The 17,514-nt window shown below is 67.2% G+C and carries 13 protein-coding genes and 1 riboswitch; of the genes, 6 read left to right on the forward strand and 7 right to left on the reverse strand.

Annotated elements, in window-relative coordinates:
• Positions 1-19: 19 nt before the first annotated feature.
• Positions 20-1,270: a DUF819 domain-containing protein gene (locus AB1281_RS14440; RefSeq protein WP_014648008.1), complete on the reverse strand. Its 1,251-nt coding sequence runs from the start codon at positions 1,268-1,270 to the stop codon at positions 20-22.
• 158 nt (positions 1,271-1,428) lie between these two features.
• Between AB1281_RS14440 and AB1281_RS14445 the strand changes: the two genes are divergently transcribed.
• On the forward strand, positions 1,429-1,818 hold the full coding sequence (locus tag AB1281_RS14445) for a VOC family protein (protein WP_014038099.1): 390 nt from the start codon (positions 1,429-1,431) through the stop codon (positions 1,816-1,818).
• 36 nt (positions 1,819-1,854) lie between these two features.
• Here AB1281_RS14445 and AB1281_RS14450 read toward each other — a convergent pair whose 3' ends face one another.
• Positions 1,855-3,141, reverse strand: coding sequence for a sensor histidine kinase (locus AB1281_RS14450; RefSeq protein WP_049443039.1), 1,287 nt, complete (start codon positions 3,139-3,141; stop codon positions 1,855-1,857).
• Entirely contained in the window at positions 3,128-3,841 is a 714-nt protein-coding gene (locus AB1281_RS14455) for a response regulator transcription factor (protein WP_014038101.1), read from the reverse strand. Before AB1281_RS14455 ends, AB1281_RS14450 begins: the two co-directional genes overlap by 14 nt.
• A 131-nt stretch (positions 3,842-3,972) precedes the next feature.
• On the opposite strand from AB1281_RS14455, the gene AB1281_RS14460 reads away from it, so the two are divergent.
• The 4 genes from AB1281_RS14460 to AB1281_RS14475 all read left to right on the forward strand — a co-directional run bounded on the left by AB1281_RS14460 (position 3,973) and on the right by AB1281_RS14475 (position 10,767).
• Complete coding sequence (locus tag AB1281_RS14460; RefSeq protein ID WP_430346233.1) at positions 3,973-5,676, forward strand: ArnT family glycosyltransferase; 1,704 nt, start codon at positions 3,973-3,975, stop codon at positions 5,674-5,676.
• Positions 5,677-5,787: 111 nt separating this feature from the next.
• Entirely contained in the window at positions 5,788-6,555 is a 768-nt protein-coding gene (locus tag AB1281_RS14465; protein ID WP_430346234.1) for a phosphatase PAP2 family protein, read from the forward strand.
• Positions 6,552-8,201 (forward strand): phosphoethanolamine transferase, encoded by a 1,650-nt coding sequence (locus tag AB1281_RS14470; protein WP_164119265.1) that lies wholly within the window; start codon positions 6,552-6,554, stop codon positions 8,199-8,201. The genes AB1281_RS14465 and AB1281_RS14470 overlap by 4 nt, the downstream gene beginning before the upstream one ends.
• Before the next feature lie 601 nt (positions 8,202-8,802).
• On the forward strand, positions 8,803-10,767 hold the full coding sequence (locus tag AB1281_RS14475; RefSeq protein WP_014038105.1) for a M2 family metallopeptidase: 1,965 nt from the start codon (positions 8,803-8,805) through the stop codon (positions 10,765-10,767).
• Between the two features lie 119 nt (positions 10,768-10,886).
• Here AB1281_RS14475 and AB1281_RS14480 read toward each other — a convergent pair whose 3' ends face one another.
• From AB1281_RS14480 to AB1281_RS14490, 3 genes are all read right to left on the reverse strand, one after another.
• Positions 10,887-11,279 carry a hypothetical protein gene (locus AB1281_RS14480; protein ID WP_008265644.1) on the reverse strand — a complete coding sequence of 131 codons (393 nt, stop codon included), beginning with the start codon at positions 11,277-11,279 and terminating at the stop codon, positions 10,887-10,889.
• A 68-nt stretch (positions 11,280-11,347) separates the two neighbouring features.
• Positions 11,348-12,244, reverse strand: coding sequence for a siderophore-interacting protein (locus tag AB1281_RS14485; protein ID WP_430346235.1), 897 nt, complete (start codon positions 12,242-12,244; stop codon positions 11,348-11,350).
• 141 nt (positions 12,245-12,385) lie between these two features.
• On the reverse strand, positions 12,386-13,612 hold the full coding sequence (locus AB1281_RS14490) for a multidrug effflux MFS transporter (protein ID WP_042359276.1): 1,227 nt from the start codon (positions 13,610-13,612) through the stop codon (positions 12,386-12,388).
• 300 nt (positions 13,613-13,912) lie between these two features.
• A riboswitch (glycine riboswitch) is annotated at positions 13,913-14,015 on the forward strand.
• Positions 14,016-14,077: 62 nt separating this feature from the next.
• On the opposite strand from AB1281_RS14490, the gene gcvP reads away from it, so the two are divergent.
• Positions 14,078-16,945, forward strand: a complete 2,868-nt coding sequence (gene gcvP / locus AB1281_RS14495) for an aminomethyl-transferring glycine dehydrogenase (protein ID WP_430346236.1) — start codon at positions 14,078-14,080, stop codon at positions 16,943-16,945.
• 92 nt (positions 16,946-17,037) lie between these two features.
• Here gcvP and AB1281_RS14500 read toward each other — a convergent pair whose 3' ends face one another.
• A complete protein-coding gene (locus AB1281_RS14500; RefSeq protein WP_005418291.1) occupies positions 17,038-17,448 on the reverse strand; it encodes a VOC family protein in 411 nt (136 codons plus the stop codon).
• Between the last annotated feature and the right edge of the window lie 66 nt (positions 17,449-17,514).

Here is a 17,514-nt window from a genome sequence, read left to right on the forward strand (position 1 = left end):
ATGATCGTCAGCTCAGGACTCAGGCCCCGGCCATCCACTTCAGGATCAAACCGGTGACGTAGGCCAGGCCGGTGCCGGTGGCATAGCCCACCGTGCCCAGCAGCACGCCCACCGGGGCCAGCGTCGGATGGAAGGCTGCGGCCACCACGGGGGCCGAGGCGGCCGCGCCGATGTTGCCCTGCGAACCGATCGCGAAGAAGAACAGCGGCGCGCGCAGCAGCTTGGCCACCACCCACAGCACCAGCACATGCGTGGCCATCCAGATCGCGCCCAGCAGGAACAGCCACGGCCGATCCAGCAGCGACAGCAGGTTCATCTGCATGCCGATGCAGGCGATCAGGAAGTACAGGAACACCGTGCCCAGCCGCGAAGCGCCAGCCGCTTCCAGCCGGCGTGCACGGGTGAAGCTCAGGCCCAGGCCCATCGCCGTGGACAGCAGGATCACCCAGACGAACTGGCTGTCGAGGCTGAACTGGCTGGCCCAGCTGACATTGGCCTTGAACCAGCCCGACAGCGGCGCGGCGATGGCGTGGGCCAGGCCGACGCCCCCCAAGGCCACGCCAACGATCACCATCAGGTCGGTCATGCTGGGAATGCGCGCGTTCTGTGCCTCGTAGGCGCTGATGCGTGCCTTCATCTCGTCGATGGCACGGGTGTCGGCACCGTTGCGGGTGTCGATCTGCTGCGCGCGGTTGGCCAGGAACAACAGGATCGCCATCCACAGGCTGGCGCAGGCCACGTCGACCACCGCGAACTGGCCGAAGGTGGTGGCATCGGTACCGAACACTTCGCGCATGGCGACCATGTTGGCGCCGCCACCGATCCAGCTGCCGGCCAGCGCCGCCATGCCGGCCCAGGTATCACCGGCCACGGTTTCCGGGTGGATCAGCTTCATCAGCTGGAATGAAACGATGGCGCCGAGCATGATGCCGGCGGTACCGGCGCAGAACACGATCAGCAGCTTCGGGCCGAGCTTGATGACGCCCTTCAGGTCGATCGAAAGCGTCAGCAGGACCAGCGCGGCCGGCAGCAGCACGTCGCGCGCGACCGGGTTGTACAGCGAGGTGTTGTGGCCATCGATGACACCGGCGGTGTTGTAGATGGCGGGGATGAAGTAGCACAGCAGCAGTGCCGGCACCCAGGCGAAGATCTTCTTAAGCAGCGGGGTCGGACCACTTGCAGCCCAGAAGATCAGGGCCAGGGTGGCGGCAATCAGGCCCAGTCCAACGATGTCGTTGCTGATCAGGGCAGTAGCGGGTTCGGTCGGCATGGGATCCTCTGTCGATCGAAAGAGCGGAGAAAAAAAAGCGCCGCATAAAGCGGCGCAGGTCGAGATTAACATTGTCTTCACGCCGGGTCATGCTGCGCTGCTTGCCGCGACTTCCGGCATTGATGACTATGACCGCATCCCCCATGTGGAGCAGGGCCATGCAACTCGGTGCGTTCTCGGTCAGCCTGTCCGTGAAGGATCTGGCCGCGTCCCGTGCGTTCTACGAAGCCCTCGGGTTCTCGGTCACCGGTGGCGATCCCACGCAGAACTGGCTGGTGATGCGTAGCAACGGCACGGTGATCGGGCTGTTCCAGGGCATGTTCGAGGGCAACCTGCTGACCTTCAACCCCGGCTGGGACCAGCACAAGCAGGAACTGCCCCATTTCCAGGATGTGCGTGAACTGCAGGCCGAGCTGGATGCGAAGGGCATCGAACTGGCAGTGCGGACCGATCCCGATGGCCAGGGTACCGGCTACCTGCAGCTGGCCGATCCTGACGGCAACGTGATCCTGATCGACCAGCACGTGGCGCGACCGGCTGTCACCTAGTGCGATGAGGTTGCCGGCCAGCGGCCGGCACTACCGTCATGCGGGGCGCGAGGCGCCGAAGTCCAGGGTGACGCGTGTCCCGCGCGGCTCGCAGGGCTGCAGCTGCAGGGTCCAGCCCAGGTGCTCGCACAACCGCGCGATCAGGTCCAGGCCGATGCCACCGCCACGATCGGCGCGCTCGCCACGGGCCATGCGTGCGTGGATGGCCGCGATCTCCTCCGGGCTCATGCCATGCCCCGGGTCCTGCAGGGTCAGCACCGCCGACGAATCCAGCTGCAGCTCGATATGGCCGCGGCCGCTGTTCTCGATGGCATTGCGCAGCAGGTTGCCGATCGCCGCCTGCACCACCGCCATCGGGGCAACGATATCCACCGGCGCCGCCTGGATGCCGATGCTCAGGTCCTTGTCACCGAGCAGGTGGCGATGGTCGTCGACGATCTCCGGCAGCAGCTGGTCCAGGGCGATGCGCTCGGCACGCGCAGCCAGGCGCGCCGGATCACGCGCCAACACCAGCAGCAGCTCGATCAGCTGCTCCACGCTCTGCGCCGTGCGCAACACCCGCTGCATCTGCTGGCGGGCACGCTCGGGCAGGCCCGGTTGCTCCAGCGCGAGCTCGGCGGCACCGGTCATCACCGCGATCGGCGTGCGCAGTTCGTGGCTGGCGGTACTGATGAAGACCCGCTCGCGCTCGACGAACTGCTCGTTGCGGTCCAGGTAGTCGTTCAACGCACCGGCAATGGTATGCAGCTCGGAGCTGCCGCGCGGATCGACCTCGATACGCTGGCCCTGCACGCCCGGCCGCAGCCCGGCAATGTGCTGTGCCAGCAGGCTCAACGGACGCACCATACGCTCCATGCCGAACGAGGCCATCAGCACGGTGACGAAGATCATGATCACCCCGGCCAGCATCACCCAGCGCGTGGCGAACTGTTCCAGGTCATGGAAATCGGAGATGTCCAGCGCCAGCGCCACCCGCCCCATCGAGCCGGTGTCACGCACCATCACCGCGGTCTGCCGATCCTTGATCGGCACGCCATCGTGCAGCCCGGGATGCAGCGTGCGCACGCTCTCGGGCATGTTGCCCTCGTCGAAGCGGAACAGGCTGAGCGTGTCCGAATCCTGCCAGCGGTAATGCGGCTCGTGCTCGGTGTGATCGACAATGCTGTCCAGTTCGGAATTGAGCAGCGCGCGCCAGGCGGCGTGCTCGGCATGTTCGTGCACGTAGTTGCCGACGCTGAACACGGCAATCGACAGCAGGGCCAGGTAGCCCAGCAACCACCACACCACGCGCCGGTACAGCGGGCCCGGCTTACGCGCCTTCATCGTCTTCCCGGGTTGCGTCGCTGGCCGCGGTCACCGCCAGGCGATAACCGACCCGCGGCAGGGTGTGGATCAGCTTGTCGGCGAACGGGCCATCAACGCTGCGGCGCAGCTCGTAGACATGCGAGCGCAGCAGGTCGCCATCCGGTGGCTCGTCGCCCCACAGGGCGAATTCCAGCTGCTGGCGGGTCACCGCGCCCGGGCTCGCGCGCATCAGCACTTCCAGCAGCTTGCGGCAGGCCGGGTAGAGATGCAGCACCTGGCTGCCGCGCTGCGCCTCCAGGGTCGCCAGGTCCAGCACCAGGTCGCCCACCTGCAGGCGCTTGCGCGGATTGCGGCCCTGCGCGCGCAGCAGCAGCGCCTCCAGCCGCACTTCCAGCTCGGGCAGGGCGAACGGCTTGGTCAGGTAGTCGTCGGCGCCGGCGCGGAAGCCGGCGATCTTGTCCGGCAGCTCGTCACGCGCGGTCAGCATGATCACCGGCACCTCCGACGCGTGCTCGGCGCGCAGGCGGCGCAGCACCTCGGGCCCCTCCATGCGCGGCAGCATCCAGTCCAGGATCACCGCATCGTAAGGATGGCTGCCGGCCAGGTGCAGGCCGGTGATGCCATCCGGGGCCACGTCGAGCACGTGCCCGCGCGACTCGAAATAGTCGAACAGGTTGGCCACCAGCTGGCGGTTGTCCTCGATCACCAACAGACGCATGCACGAAAGATCCACGGAAGTTCGTACCATGGTAGCGCCGACCATGTCGGAATGCGGTCGCCGTGCGCCCGCTCCGACGCCTTTCCTACCCCAGCCACGTCAGAGTGGCCGTTTTGCTCCCGGAGCCTGCCGTGCCCGTAGCCCTGCCCCGCCGTTGGCGCCTGCCCCTGTTGTGGCTGCTGATCATCGCTGCGTTGGCGGCCGGTATCGGCCTGCGCCAGCCGCAACCGCCGGACGAGCCGCGCTTCGTACTGGCGGCCCGCACCATGGTCGAAAGCGGGGAATGGCTGCTGCCGCACCGGGGCGTGGAGCTGTACGCGGAGAAACCGCCGGTCTTCATGTGGCTGCAGGCGGCCGCCTACGAGATCGTCGGCAGCTGGCAGTGGTCGTTCCTGCTGCCGTCGCTGCTGGGCGCCCTGCTCAGCCTGTGGTTGGTCTCGGACCTGGCACGCCGGCTGTGGTCACCGCGGCATTCCCTGTACGCCCTGGCGGCGCTGTTCTGCACCCTGCAGTTCGGCCTGATGGCCAAGCGCGCGCAGATCGACATGGTGCTGGTCGGCATGACCACGGTCGCCCTGTGGGGATTGATGCGCCACCTGTGCGAGCGCCGCAACCTGCCCGCGCTGTGGCTGGCCGGTTTCGCCGCTGGCCTCGGCACGGTGACCAAGGGCGTGGGTTTCCTGCCACTGCTGATGGTGCTGCCGTGGTTCGGCTGGTGGCTGTACCAGCGCCGTCGCGGGCACCGCGTGGAGGGCCCGCATCCGGCAACGCTGCTGTGGCTGATCCCGGCCTTCCTGCTGGGCGTGGCGGTGTGGCTTGCCCCGCTGGGCTGGGCACTGCTGCATGAGCCCAGTGCGGCACTGCAGTCCTATGCCCACGAACTGCTGTTCAAGCAGACCGGCACGCGCTACGCCAATGCCTGGCACCACCGCCAACCGGTCTGGTACTACCTGCAGGTGATCCTGACCCTGTGGCTGCCGGGCAGCCTGCTGCTGCCGATGTTGTTCAAGCCCTGGTGGCACCGCATCCGCCGTGGCGACCGCCGGCAATGGCTGCTGCTGGGCTGGGCGCTGCTGGTGCTGGTGTTCTTCAGTGCCAGCCCCGGCAAGCGCGAGGTCTATGTGCTGCCGATGCTGCCGGCGATGGCGCTGGCGGTGGCCCCGCTGTTGCCGGGCCTGCTGCGCCGGCTGTGCGTGCGGCGCTACCTGTTCGGCTACAGCGTGGTGCTGATGCTGGCCACCGGCGTGCTCGGCGTGATGCTGATGACCGAGCATCCGTGGGCCGTGGCGCAGCTGGAACGGCGTGCGATGCCCGATTCGCTGCTGCCGGTGCTGGGGGATGGCCTGCTGACCTTTGCCATTGCCCTGGCCACGTTGATCGTATGGCTGCGGGTGCGCCGCGCTGCAACGCTGGTGCTGCTGACCCACGGCATGCTGTGGATGCTCTACGGCCTGGTGCTGATCCCCGCGCTGGATCCGTTCGCGTCGGCATCGGCGGTGATGCGCCGGGTGGGCGCGCGGATCGGACCGGACGCTGAACTTGCGCTGGTCGCCTGGCGCGAACAGAACCTGCTACAGGCCGACCGGCCGGTGCGCGAGTTCGGCTTCAAGCGCCCGTGGGCCGAGCAGTGGCATGACGCCGGCCCGTGGCTGGCCGAGGCACCGGGCAAGCGCTGGCTGCTGGTGCTGGATGATGCGATGAGCCCCTGCGTGGACCCGGCCAAGGTGATCGACATCGGCATTGCCAACAGGAATCGTTGGCAACTGCTTCCTGGTACGGCCTGGGACCCGCAATGCCACGCCGAACGGACAGGATCGACCGCCGAGGAAGACTGAACGTTGACATGTGCCGGGCAAACATTAACCCGGCACGAACGAGCGTCCGACCCTTCTCCGACATCCAGGTGACGAGCATGACCGCGGATTCCCGAACCGCCCCTTCCCAGCATGCCCGTTCGTCCCATTGATGCGGTAGCGCCACTTGCGACATCACCACTGGCGTCAAGATTTGCCGTAACCCACCTTTGGCTGCCTGTCGCAATCGGTCTACCCGTGTTTGCGCTGCTGATGGGTTTCGGCGGTGATCAATGGGTGGCCGATCACCTGTTCCGCCTTGAAGGTGGCCACTGGGCATTGCAGGACGCCTGGATTACCCGCACGGTGGTGCACAAGGTGGGCAAATGGCTGAGCACGGCAGCGGCGCTGGTGGCGATCCTGCTGTGCTTCCACCACTGGCGCAAGGGACGCGATCGCACCCTGCGATGGGCGCTGCTTTATGTCGTGATTGCCATGGCGCTGGGCACCGGCGTGATCTCCCTGCTGAAGGCGCTGGTGCCAATGGAATGCCCGTGGGATCTGCTGCGCTACGGCGGCCATGAGCCCTTCATCGGACTGTTCACGCTGCGCCCCGACGGTATGGCCCCTCGGGCCTGCTTCCCGGCCGGCCACGCCAGTGCGGGCTATGCCTGGCTGTGCCTGTACTATTTCGCCCTGCTGTGGCGCCCGTCGTGGCGCTGGGCCGGGTTGTGGATCGGCCTTGGCACCGGCCTGGTGTTCGGCATCAGCCAGCAGCTCCGGGGCGCGCATTTCCTTTCGCATGACGTTGCCACTGCATTGATATGTTGGCTGCTTTCGCTCGGCCTGTATCTGATCGTCAAACGCGTCCTGATCCGCCATCAGCTGGACCGACCCAACCGCCAGGAGGCAAACGCATGAGTGCATCGGTCCAACGCCCCGCCCGCCTTCCCGCGTTGGCGAGTCTTCGCCGCTGGCGGCCGCAGCTGTCCACCGAAGCACTGATCGCACTGACCAGCCTGTTCTTCGCGGTGGCCGGCAACGGCCTGTTCTGGCACAGCGCGATGGCCAGCCATCCGGGCAGCGTGCGCTACGCGCTGTCGCTGCTGCTGTTGCTGCTGGGTGCGCACGGCGTGCTGCTGGGCATCCTGGTCTGGCGCTGGAACGCCAAGGTGGTGATCAGCCTGCTGCTGCTGGTGACCGCATTCGCCGCGCACTACATGAGCCGCTACCACATCTACCTGGATGCGGACATGCTGCGCAACGTGCTGGCGACCGACCCCAAGGAAAGCCGCGAGCTGATGACCGTGTCACTGCTGTGGCCGGTACTGCTGCTGGCGGTGCTGCCGATGATCGTGCTGTGGCGTGTGCAGCTGCGTCGCCGCAGCTGGGGCCGCAGCCTGTTGTGGCGGCTGGGCTTCCTGGTGGTGGCGGCGGTGACTGCGGTCGGCGGCGCGTTGATCTCGTTCCAGGATGTCTCGGCACTGATGCGCAACCAGCGCGAAGTGCGCTACCTCGCGACACCGGCCAACGTGCTGCTGGGCATGCCGCGTGCACTGCGTGGTGACAACCCGGTGCAGCGCGCGCCGAAGCTGCCGATCGGCACCGATGCCAAGGCCACCCCGCGCGCGCCTGCCAGCAAGCCCCGCCTGCTGGTGATCGTCATGGGCGAGACCGTGCGCGCGCAGAACTGGGGACTCAACGGTGGCCGCAACACCACCCCGGAACTGGCGCAGGCCAGCGTGATCAATTTCCCGGACATGCACTCGTGCGGCACCAGCACCGAGGTTTCGCTGCCGTGCCTGTTCTCGCCATGGGGTCGCCACGACTACGACGAAAAGAAGATCCGCGCGCACCAGTCGCTGCTGCACGTCCTGAACCGCGCCGGCATCGCACCGTTGTGGCGTGACAACCAGTCCGGCTGCAAGGGCGTGTGCGAAGGCCTGGACTTCCAGTCGCTGTCCGATGCCACCACGCCGGGCCTGTGTGCCGATGGCCGCTGCATGGATGAGATCCTGCTGCAGGACCTGGCCACCCAGGTGCGTGCCAGGCCCGGTGACCGGGTGGTGGTGCTGCACCAGCTGGGCAACCACGGCCCGGCCTATTTCGAGCGCTATCCGCCCGCGTTCCGCCGTTTCACCCCGACCTGCGATACCCGTGACATCGGCCGTTGCTCGCGCGAAGAGATCACCAACAGCTACGACAATGCCGTGCTGTACACCGATCACTTCCTGACCAAGACCATCGGCACGCTGCAGGGCATGCAGGACTACGACACGGCGATGATCTACCTGTCCGACCACGGCGAGTCGCTGGGCGAGAAGGGCCTGTTCCTGCACGGCGTGCCCTATGCCATCGCCCCGGCCGAGCAGACCCGGGTACCAATGACGATGTGGTTCTCGCCGGGCTTCGCCAGCAGCCGCGGGCTGGACCTGCAATGCGTGCGCAAGCGTTCGGCGGCCTACACCGACCATGACAACCTGTTCCCGTCGGTGCTGGGCCTGATGCAGGTGAAGACCTCGCTGTACGAGCGCGACCGCGACGTGTTCGCCAGCTGCGAAGGTTGAGGGTTGTTCGGCAGGGCTTGCAGCCCTGCACCTGCAGAGGCAACTGCAACCGCAACGGCCGAAGCAAAAGCAACGGCATGCATTCCGTGGGATGGCGGAGTGGGTCCGGTGGCGGGGGACGCCGTAAATACATCCATGTAGGCTCGGTCGCCGCATCCATGCGGCTCACGCCCCCGCAACCGGACCCACCCCGCCTTCGACAGTTTTCCGCGATCGGTTGGAACGACTTTGGGGTCAGATCCGTTTTCCGGAGGAAAACGGATCTGACCCCATTTTGATTGTCGATACCTGACAGATGTGTCGACCAAGGTCGACACCTACCGGCAGCACACGGAATCTGTCAGAGGTGGGGCGGTGTCGGAATGCGGGGTGTCAGCCGCATGGATGCGGCTGCCAAGCCTACAGGGACGTACTTGCGGCGTCCCCGCAGTCCGACACCGCCCCGCCAAACCACGGATAGTCCGCTGTTGCTGTTGCTTCGGCCGTTGCGGTTGCAGTTGCCTCTGCGGGTGCCGGGCGCCGCCCGGCCGACTTCCGCCACTTGCGGTGGCAGCGACTGCCCACTAGCCTTCGGCCGTCGTTCACCACCCAAGGACCGCCCGTGAAACACCGTCATCTCCTGCTGGCCTCGGCAATCGCCGCCGCCACGCTGGCCCTGGCCGCCTGCAAGAAGGAAGCTGCCCCAGGCACCGATACCGCCAGCAGCAGCGCCCCGGCCGGCGAAACCGCCGACCAGTTCGTGGCCCGCATCAATGCCGAGTTCAAGGCCGCCTACCCGGAGATGACCTCGGCGCAGTGGCTGTCCTCCACCTACATCAACAGTGATTCGGAACGCATCGCGGCCAAGGCCAACGAGCGCTCGCTGACCCAGCTCAACAGCTGGATCGAACAGGCGGCCACCTTCGACGGCAAGCCGATGAGCGAGGACAGCAAGCGCGCGATCCACCTGCTGAAGCTGATGTCGTCGATGCCGGCACCGCGCGACCCGGCCAAGCTGGCCGAGCTGACCCAGATCGCCACGCGCATGGAAGGCAGCTACGGCGCCGGCAAGTACTGCACCGATGCCAACGATCCGAACTCCTGCCGCCAGTTGGGCGAGCTGGAGCAGGTGCTGGCACGCAGCCGCGACTACGACAAGCAGCTGGACGCCTGGCAGGGCTGGCACAGCACCACCAAGAGCATGCGCGGCGACTACCAGAAGTTCGTCGGCCTGGTGAACGAAGGCGCCAAGGGCATGGGCTTCACCGATGCCGGCCAGATGTGGCGCAGCGGCTATGACATGCCGCCGGAACAGATCGGCCCGGAAACCGACCGCCTGTGGGAACAGGTCAAGCCGATGTACGAGCAGCTGCACTGCTACGCACGCGGCAAGCTGGACAAGACCTACGGCAAGGACAAGGCCGAAGTGGGCAACGGCCTGATCGCCGCGCACCTGCTCGGCAACATGTGGCAGCAGGACTGGTCGAACCTGTGGGACCAGCTGGAACCGTACCCGGGTGCCGGCAGCCTGGACATCACCGCGGCGCTGGAAAAGCAGTACCAGACCAACCTGAGCGCAGCGTTGGCCAAGGCCGGCAAGGACGCCAACGTGGCCGCGCAGTACAAGGCGCAGCGCGAGGCCGAACTGCGTACCGCCAAGCAGATGACCGAACGCGCGCAGGACTTCTACGTGTCGCTGGGCATGCCGTCGCTGCCGCAGTCGTACTGGGAACGCACCCAGTTCATCAAGCCTGACGACCGCGACGTGGTCTGCCACGCCAGCGCCTGGGACATGAACATGGAAGGCGACGTGCGCACCAAGATGTGCATCAAGCCGAACGAAGAGAACTTCACCACCATCTACCACGAGCTGGGCCACATCTATTACGACCTGGCCTACAACCCGCTGCCGCCGCTGTTCCAGGGCGGTGCCAACGATGGCTTCCATGAAGCGATCGGCGACACCATCGTGCTGGCGATGACGCCCAAGTACCTCAGCTCGATCGGCCTGGTCGACGCACCGACCGAGAGCCGCGAGGCGGTCATCAACAACCAGATGCGCATGGCGCTGTCGGGCGTGTCGTTCCTGCCGTTCGGGCTGATGATCGACCGCTGGCGCTGGGGCGTGTTCGATGGCTCGATCACCGCCGACAACTACAACAAGGCGTGGTGGGACCTGAAGGCCAAGTACCAGGGCGTGGCGCCGGCCAGCACCCGTGGCGAAGAATTCTTCGACCCGGGCGCGAAGTACCACGTGCCGGGCAACACCCCGTACACGCGTTACTTCCTGGCGCGCATCCTGCAGTTCCAGTTCTACAAGGGCCTGTGCGACGCGGCCGGCTACAAGGGCCCGCTGCATGAGTGCACCTTCTACGGCAACAAGGAAGCCGGCCAGAAGTACTGGGCGATGCTGAGCAAGGGTGCCAGCCAACCGTGGCAGGCCACGCTGAAGGAGCTGACCGGCACCGACAAGCTCGATGCCGGCCCGATGATCGAGTACTTCACCCCGGTCAACGAGTGGCTGAAGCAGCAGAACGAAGGCCAGATGTGCGGCTGGCAGGCCAACGCGGCGCCAGCGGCGAAATGAAAAAAGGGGCGGATCCGCGAGGATCCGCCCCTTTCTGGTAGTGCCGGCCGCTGGCCGGCAACCACGCGATGAAGACCCAACGGGCAGCCGGCCAGCGGCCGGCTCTACCGAAGTGCCTGTCAGCTGTTCTTCTTCGCGGCCATCGCTGCAGCCAGCTCGGCCTTGAATTCCTCGAAGGTCTGGCCCTTCTCCTTTGCTTCGGCCTGCGCCGCATCACGCAGCGCATCGGAGTACATCAGGCGCACCGGCGTGCCGTTGCGTTCGTGCAGCTCACCGGCCTGCATGATCAGCGCCAGCACCTGCGCAGCGCTCTCGCTGTGGCCCGCGATGCGGCCATCCATGCCCAGCACCCATTCGCCATCACGGCGCACGACACCGGCCAGCAGGGTGCGCTGCGCGTCGCGCAGTTCGGCATGCGGCTCCACCGGCGAGGCCTGGGCAGCGGCCTTGTTGGCGGCCTGCTTTTCCTGGCGACGGCGCTGGTCGCGGCGGGTCTTGGAGCTGGTGGACATGGTGCGGTACCGCTGCGAGGGGGGCGCAAGGATAGCGCACCCCGCCCGCAGCGCTGCTTCACGTCGCCTCAGTCCAGCACTTTGCCGTGCCGCCAGTACCCCATGAAGGTGATCGCGCGGCGGTCCAGCCCGCAGTCACGAACCAGATGGCGACGGATCGCCATCACGGCCCCGGCCTCACCTGCGACCCAGGCGTAGAGCGGCCCCGCCACGCGGCTATCGGCCTGCTCCCAGAGGATCTGCGTATCGACGTCGATCTCTTCCAGCGCATCACCGGCAGCCACACCCGAGGCCGCCGCCAACCTTGCCTGGACTGCCTGCAGCAAGGGCTGCCCGTACGCCGTCTGCCCGCGCGGCAACCAGACCAGCTCGGCCGTGGCCGGCGCCTTCAGGGGAACCGCATCACCGGCCTGCGCCACTTCCAGCAGGGCCAGCGTGCGCGGCGGATCCACCATGGCCGCCAGTTCCTCAAGAATGCCGGCCACTGCCGGCAACGCGGTCTCGTCAGCCACCAGCAGCACCTGGCCAACGCCGGCCGGCGGCTTCCATTCCCAGCCCTCGCTGCTGTCGGCGCAGTCGGCATCCGGGGCCAGCAGCACCACGCGGTCGCCCGGCCGGGCATGCATGGCCCAGCGCGAGGCGGGACCGGTCACGCCGTGGATGACGAAATCGACATCGACCTCGCCCTGCTCCGCACGCAGCTGGCGGATGGTGTAGGTGCGCATCGGCGGGCGCTGATCGTCCGGCAGGGCCCGATAGCGTGGATACCAGTCGTCGCCGCTGGGGACCTGCGGCACCTCCTGGCCGGGCAAGGGGAAGAACACCTTGATGCGCTGGTCCGGGCCTTCGGTCTTCATCCGCGCCACGTCGGCACCGGTGAACACCATGCGGTCCAGGGAAGGGGAAAGAACGCGGCGCTCCTTCAGCGCCACCTCGAACAGGCGGTAGGTCTGCTGCGCAGCCATGGGGGAACCTCATGCAACGACATCGGATCGGCTGGCTGTCGTGCACCTGTGCACCGGCTGGCTGGAGTGCCCAGCCTAGTCCGGTGGATTCCCGTCGCAAGCGCTGCGGGCGTCGCGGCCCGCCCTACCCCTGCACGCTGCTCAGTGACCCGTGCAGGCTGCCTGCGCCGTGCGTTCACGCTGGTGTTCCCAGTACCAGAACACGAAGCCGGCGCCGAAGAACGCCGCCTGGCCCAGCGCCAGGTGCAGCGGGCTGGCGCTGAGCAGCGGCGACACCACGCCGGCCACCACGGTGCTGATCATCAGCTGCACGAACGCCTGCAGCGACGAGGCCAGGCCGCGCTGGTGCGGGTACATGTCCAGCACCGCCAGCGCCAGGATCGGGAAGATCAATGCCATGCCCATGCCGCCCAGGAAGATCGGCAGCACCGCCCACGGCAGCACGAACTGCGGCGCCAGCGCCACGTAGCCGACGTTCAGCAGCACCGACAGCGCGCACAGGCCGAAACCGATGGCGACCTGGCGGGTGGGCGTGGTGTGCCCGGCCATGCGCCCGGACAGGAACGAGCCGGTGGTCATGCCGCCGATGGTGGGGATGAACAGCCAGGCGAAACCGCCCTCGCCGAGGTGCAGGTGCTGCATCACGAACACCGGCGCCGAGGAGATGTACAGGAAGATGCCGCCGAAACCGATGCTGCCGGCCAGCGCCAGGCGCAGGAAGCGCGGATTGAAACCGATGCGCACGTAGTCGCGCATCAGCACGCGCGGCGACAGCGGCACCCGAGCCTCGACCGGATGGGTTTCCGGCAGATAGCGTGCGGTGGCTGCCAGCAGGACCAGTGCGAACACCACCAGGAACCAGAAGATCAGCGGCCAGCCCGCGCCACTGAGCAGGATCCAGCCACCGATGATCGGCGCGATGGCCGGGGCGATGCCGAACAGCATCGACACCTGGCTCATCAGCCGCTGCGCGTCGTGGCCGTGGTACAGGTCGCGGATCACCGCGCGGCCGACGATCATGCCGACGCCCGCGGACAGGCCCTGCAGCGCGCGGAACGCCAGCAGCGTGGTCAGGTCGGTGGACAGCGCACAGCCGACCGAGGCGCCGACGAACACCACCAGGCCGCCGAGGATCACCCGCTTGCGGCCCCAGGCATCGGACAGCGGGCCGTGTGCCAGGCTCATCAGGCCGTAGAACAGCAGGTACACGCTGATGGTCTGCTGCACCGCCACCTCGTCCACCGCCAGGCGCTGGGCCAGCTGCGGGAACGCCGGGAAGATGGTGTCGATCGAGAACGGACCGAACATGGCCAGGCCGGCGAGCAGCAGGGCCATGCGGCGGGTGGAAGGAGCAACAGCGGCGGTCATGGAGAAGGCGTCCGGCAGGGCCATGCGCGGCACGCACGGCGGGCGCCGGTCCCCCTGCAGCAGGGACGGCGCCAGATGAATTCGGGTATCCGCCCATCATAGGTGGGGATTGCGCCTGATGCCATGCAGCAGTGCACAAAACACACGGACGGGCCATCGGCCATTCAGGCGCCGCGGCCGGGCCCGGAGGCGGCTGGCGCGCCCGCAACGGGCTATAATCGGCGGGCAACACGGTGGGAGAAGCGGAACACCGCTGCCGAAGGCGCAACGCCCGTAATCGCTCAGGCCCGATACCACCCGTAACACAACTCTGGAGAGACCGGTTCGATCCGGCGCCGAAGGGGCACGAAGCCGCGGTTTTCCGCGCTTCCAAACTCTCAGGCAAAAGGACAGAGGGGCGCCCCGCAGACCGCCGACCGGCGGCTTGTGCCCGTGCGTGTGCCCTTTCCTGACGGATCCTTCGCCATGTCCCAGAACACCCCTTCCCTGCGTGAGCTCGAGCACCACAATGCGTTCGTCGAGCGCCACATCGGCCCCAACGATGCCGAGATCGCGCAGATGCTCGACGTCGTCGGCCATGCATCGCTGGATGCGATGACCGATGCCATCGTACCGGCCAAGATCAAGTCGCCGGCGCCGCTGGCACTGCCGGAATCGATGACCGAAGTGCAGGCACTGGCGAAGATCCGTGCGATCGCCGACAAGAACACCGTGCTGCGCAGCTTCATCGGCCAGGGCTACTACGGTACCCACACGCCGAACGTGATCCTGCGCAACATCCTGGAAAACCCGGCCTGGTACACCGCCTACACCCCGTACCAGGCGGAAATCTCGCAGGGCCGCATGGAAGCGCTGATCAACTTCCAGACCCTGTGCGCCGACCTCACCGGCATGGAAATCGCCAACGCCTCGCTGCTGGACGAAGCCACCGCCGCCGCTGAAGCGATGACCCTGGCCAAGCGTTCGGCCAAGTCGAAGTCGGACACCTTCTTCGTGCACGACGCCGTGCACCCGCAGACGCTGGAACTGCTGCGCACCCGCGCCGAGCCCATGGGCATCGTGCTGCGCGTCGGCACCCCGGCCGAGGCACTGGAAGCGGAAGCCTTCGGCCTGCTGCTGCAGTACCCGGATACCTTCGGCCAGGTCGGCGACTACAAGGCGCTGGTCGATGCCGTGCACGCACGCGGCGGCCTGGTGGCCGTGGCCACCGACCTGCTGGCACTGACCCTGCTGGCCGCCCCCGGCGAATGGGGCGCGGACATCGTGGTCGGCAACAGCCAGCGTTTCGGCGTGCCGTTCGGCTTCGGCGGCCCGCACGCCGCGTTCATGGCCTGCCGTGACGCCTACAAGCGCTCGATGCCGGGCCGCCTGATCGGCGTCTCGGTCGATGCGCAGGGCAACCCGGCCTACCGCCTGACCCTGCAGACCCGCGAGCAGCACATCCGCCGCGAGAAGGCCACCTCCAACATCTGTACCGCACAGGTGCTGCTGGCGGTGATGGCCTCGATGTATGCCGTCTACCACGGCCCGGAAGGCCTGACCCGCATCGCCCGCCGCACCCACCGCCTGGCCTCGATCCTGGCCGCCGCGCTGCGCAAGGCCGGCGTGCAGGTCGGTGGCGACTTCTTCGACACCCTGCATGTCACCGGCGTGCACGCCGATGAGATCCACGCCAAGGCTCGCGCCGCCGGTTACAACCTGCGCGCGATCGACAGCGACTCGGTCGGCATCAGCCTGGACGAGACCGCCACCCGCGCCGACGTGGTCGCGCTGGCCGCCGTGTTCGGTGCGCAGGCCGACGTCGACGCGCTGGATGCCAGCACCGCCGATGCGCTGCCGGCCGGCCTGCTGCGCCAGTCCGCATTCCTGACCCACCCGGTGTTCAACACCCACCACAGCGAGCACGAACTGCTGCGCTACCTGCGCTCGCTGGCCGACAAGGACCTGGCGATGGACCGCACGATGATCCCGCTGGGCTCGTGCACCATGAAGCTCAACGCCACCGCCGAGATGATCCCGGTGACCTGGCCGGAGTTCTCGCAGATCCACCCGCTGGTGCCGGCCGACCAGGCGCTGGGCTACAAGGAACTGATCGACACGCTGGAAGCGATGCTGGTCGAATGCACCGGCTACGACGCGGTCAGCCTGCAGCCGAACTCCGGCGCGCAGGGCGAGTACGCCGGCCTGCTGGCGATCCGCGCCTACCACCGCTCGCGCGGCGAAGACCACCGCGACATCTGCCTGATCCCGGACTCGGCGCACGGCACCAACCCGGCGTCGGCGCAGATGTGCGGCATGAAGGTCGTGGTCACCAAGACCGATGCCAACGGCAACGTCGACGTCGAGGACATCCGCCTCAACGCCGAGAAGTACAGCGACCGCCTGGCCGCGATCATGATGACCTACCCGTCCACGCACGGCGTGTTCGAGGAAGAGGTGGTGGAGATCTGCGAGATCATCCACAAGCACGGCGGCCAGGTGTACACCGACGGTGCCAACATGAACGCCCTGGTCGGCGTGGCCAAGCCGGGCAAGTGGGGTTCGGATGTTTCGCACCTGAACCTGCACAAGACCTTCTGCATCCCGCACGGCGGTGGCGGCCCGGGCGTCGGCCCGTGCGCGGTCAAGGAGCACCTGGCCCCGTTCCTGCCGGGCAAGCTGGGTGACAACGGCCCGGTCGGCATGGTCAGCGCGGCCAGCTTCGGCAGCGCTTCGATCCTGCCGATCAGCTGGATGTACATCGCGATGATGGGCACCGAAGGCCTGCGCAAGGCCACCCAGGTCGCGCAGCTCAACGCCAACTACATCGCCAAGCGCCTGGCTCCGCACTTCAAGACCCTGTACACCGGCCGCAACGGCCTGGTGGCACACGAGTGCATCCTGGACGTGCGCCCGCTGGAGAAGACCAGCGGCATCGGCGCCGAAGACGTGGCCAAGCGCCTGATCGACTTCGGCTTCCATGCCCCGACGCTGAGCTTCCCGGTGGCCGGCACGCTGATGGTGGAGCCGACCGAGAGCGAATCGCTGCATGAGCTGGATCGCTTCATCGACGCGATGATCCAGATCCGCGAAGAGATCACCGCGATCGAAGACGGCCGCCTGGACCGCGAGGACAACCCGCTGAAGAACGCGCCGCACACTGCCACCGCAGTGACCGCCAGCGAGTGGACCCACGCCTACCCGCGCGAACTGGCCGCCTTCCCGCTGGCCAGCCTGAAGCAGAGCAAGTACTGGCCGCCGGTGGCACGCGTCGACAACGTGTACGGCGACAAGAACGTGATGTGCGCCTGCATCCCGGTCGATGCCTACAAGGATGATGAAGTCGAGGCTTGATTCCTCACTGCATCGGTAAAGAAAACGGCCCGCGCAAGCGGGCCGTTTTCATAAGGGCGTGTGCACCAAGGCCCACACCCACATACATCCGGTCACGGGTCCGGCATCTGCCCCAGGCTCAACTGCCACGACACGCCGAAGCGGTCCTGCACCCAGCCGTAGCGGTTGCTGAAGTCATAGTCGCCCACCGGCATCAACCAATGGCCGCCCTCGCCCAGTACGCGTGCGGCACGTTCGAACTGCTCGGCGCCGGAACACTCGACGAACAGCGAGATCGACGGTGAGAAGGTGAAATCGTGCACGTCCAGGCTGTCGAAGCACAGGTAGTGGGTGCCACCGAGCAGGAAGATGGCCTGGCGGACCTGCCCGGGCACGCCAGCGCCGGCGCCCTCGGGGTGGCGTTGCAGGGCCAGCAGGCGGAAATCGGCAAAGGCTTCGGCGTACAGGGCCAAGGCGGCCTCGGCCTGGCCGGTGAACATCAGGAAGGGACGGCTGCGCAGCATGCGGTGCTCCTGGTCGACGGGCCGATGACGGCCCACGCGATCAGGATGGCACGGCGGATGTGCAGC

Source organism: Stenotrophomonas sp. NRRL B-14846 (assembly GCF_050473585.1).
GTDB lineage: Bacteria > Pseudomonadota > Gammaproteobacteria > Xanthomonadales > Xanthomonadaceae > Stenotrophomonas.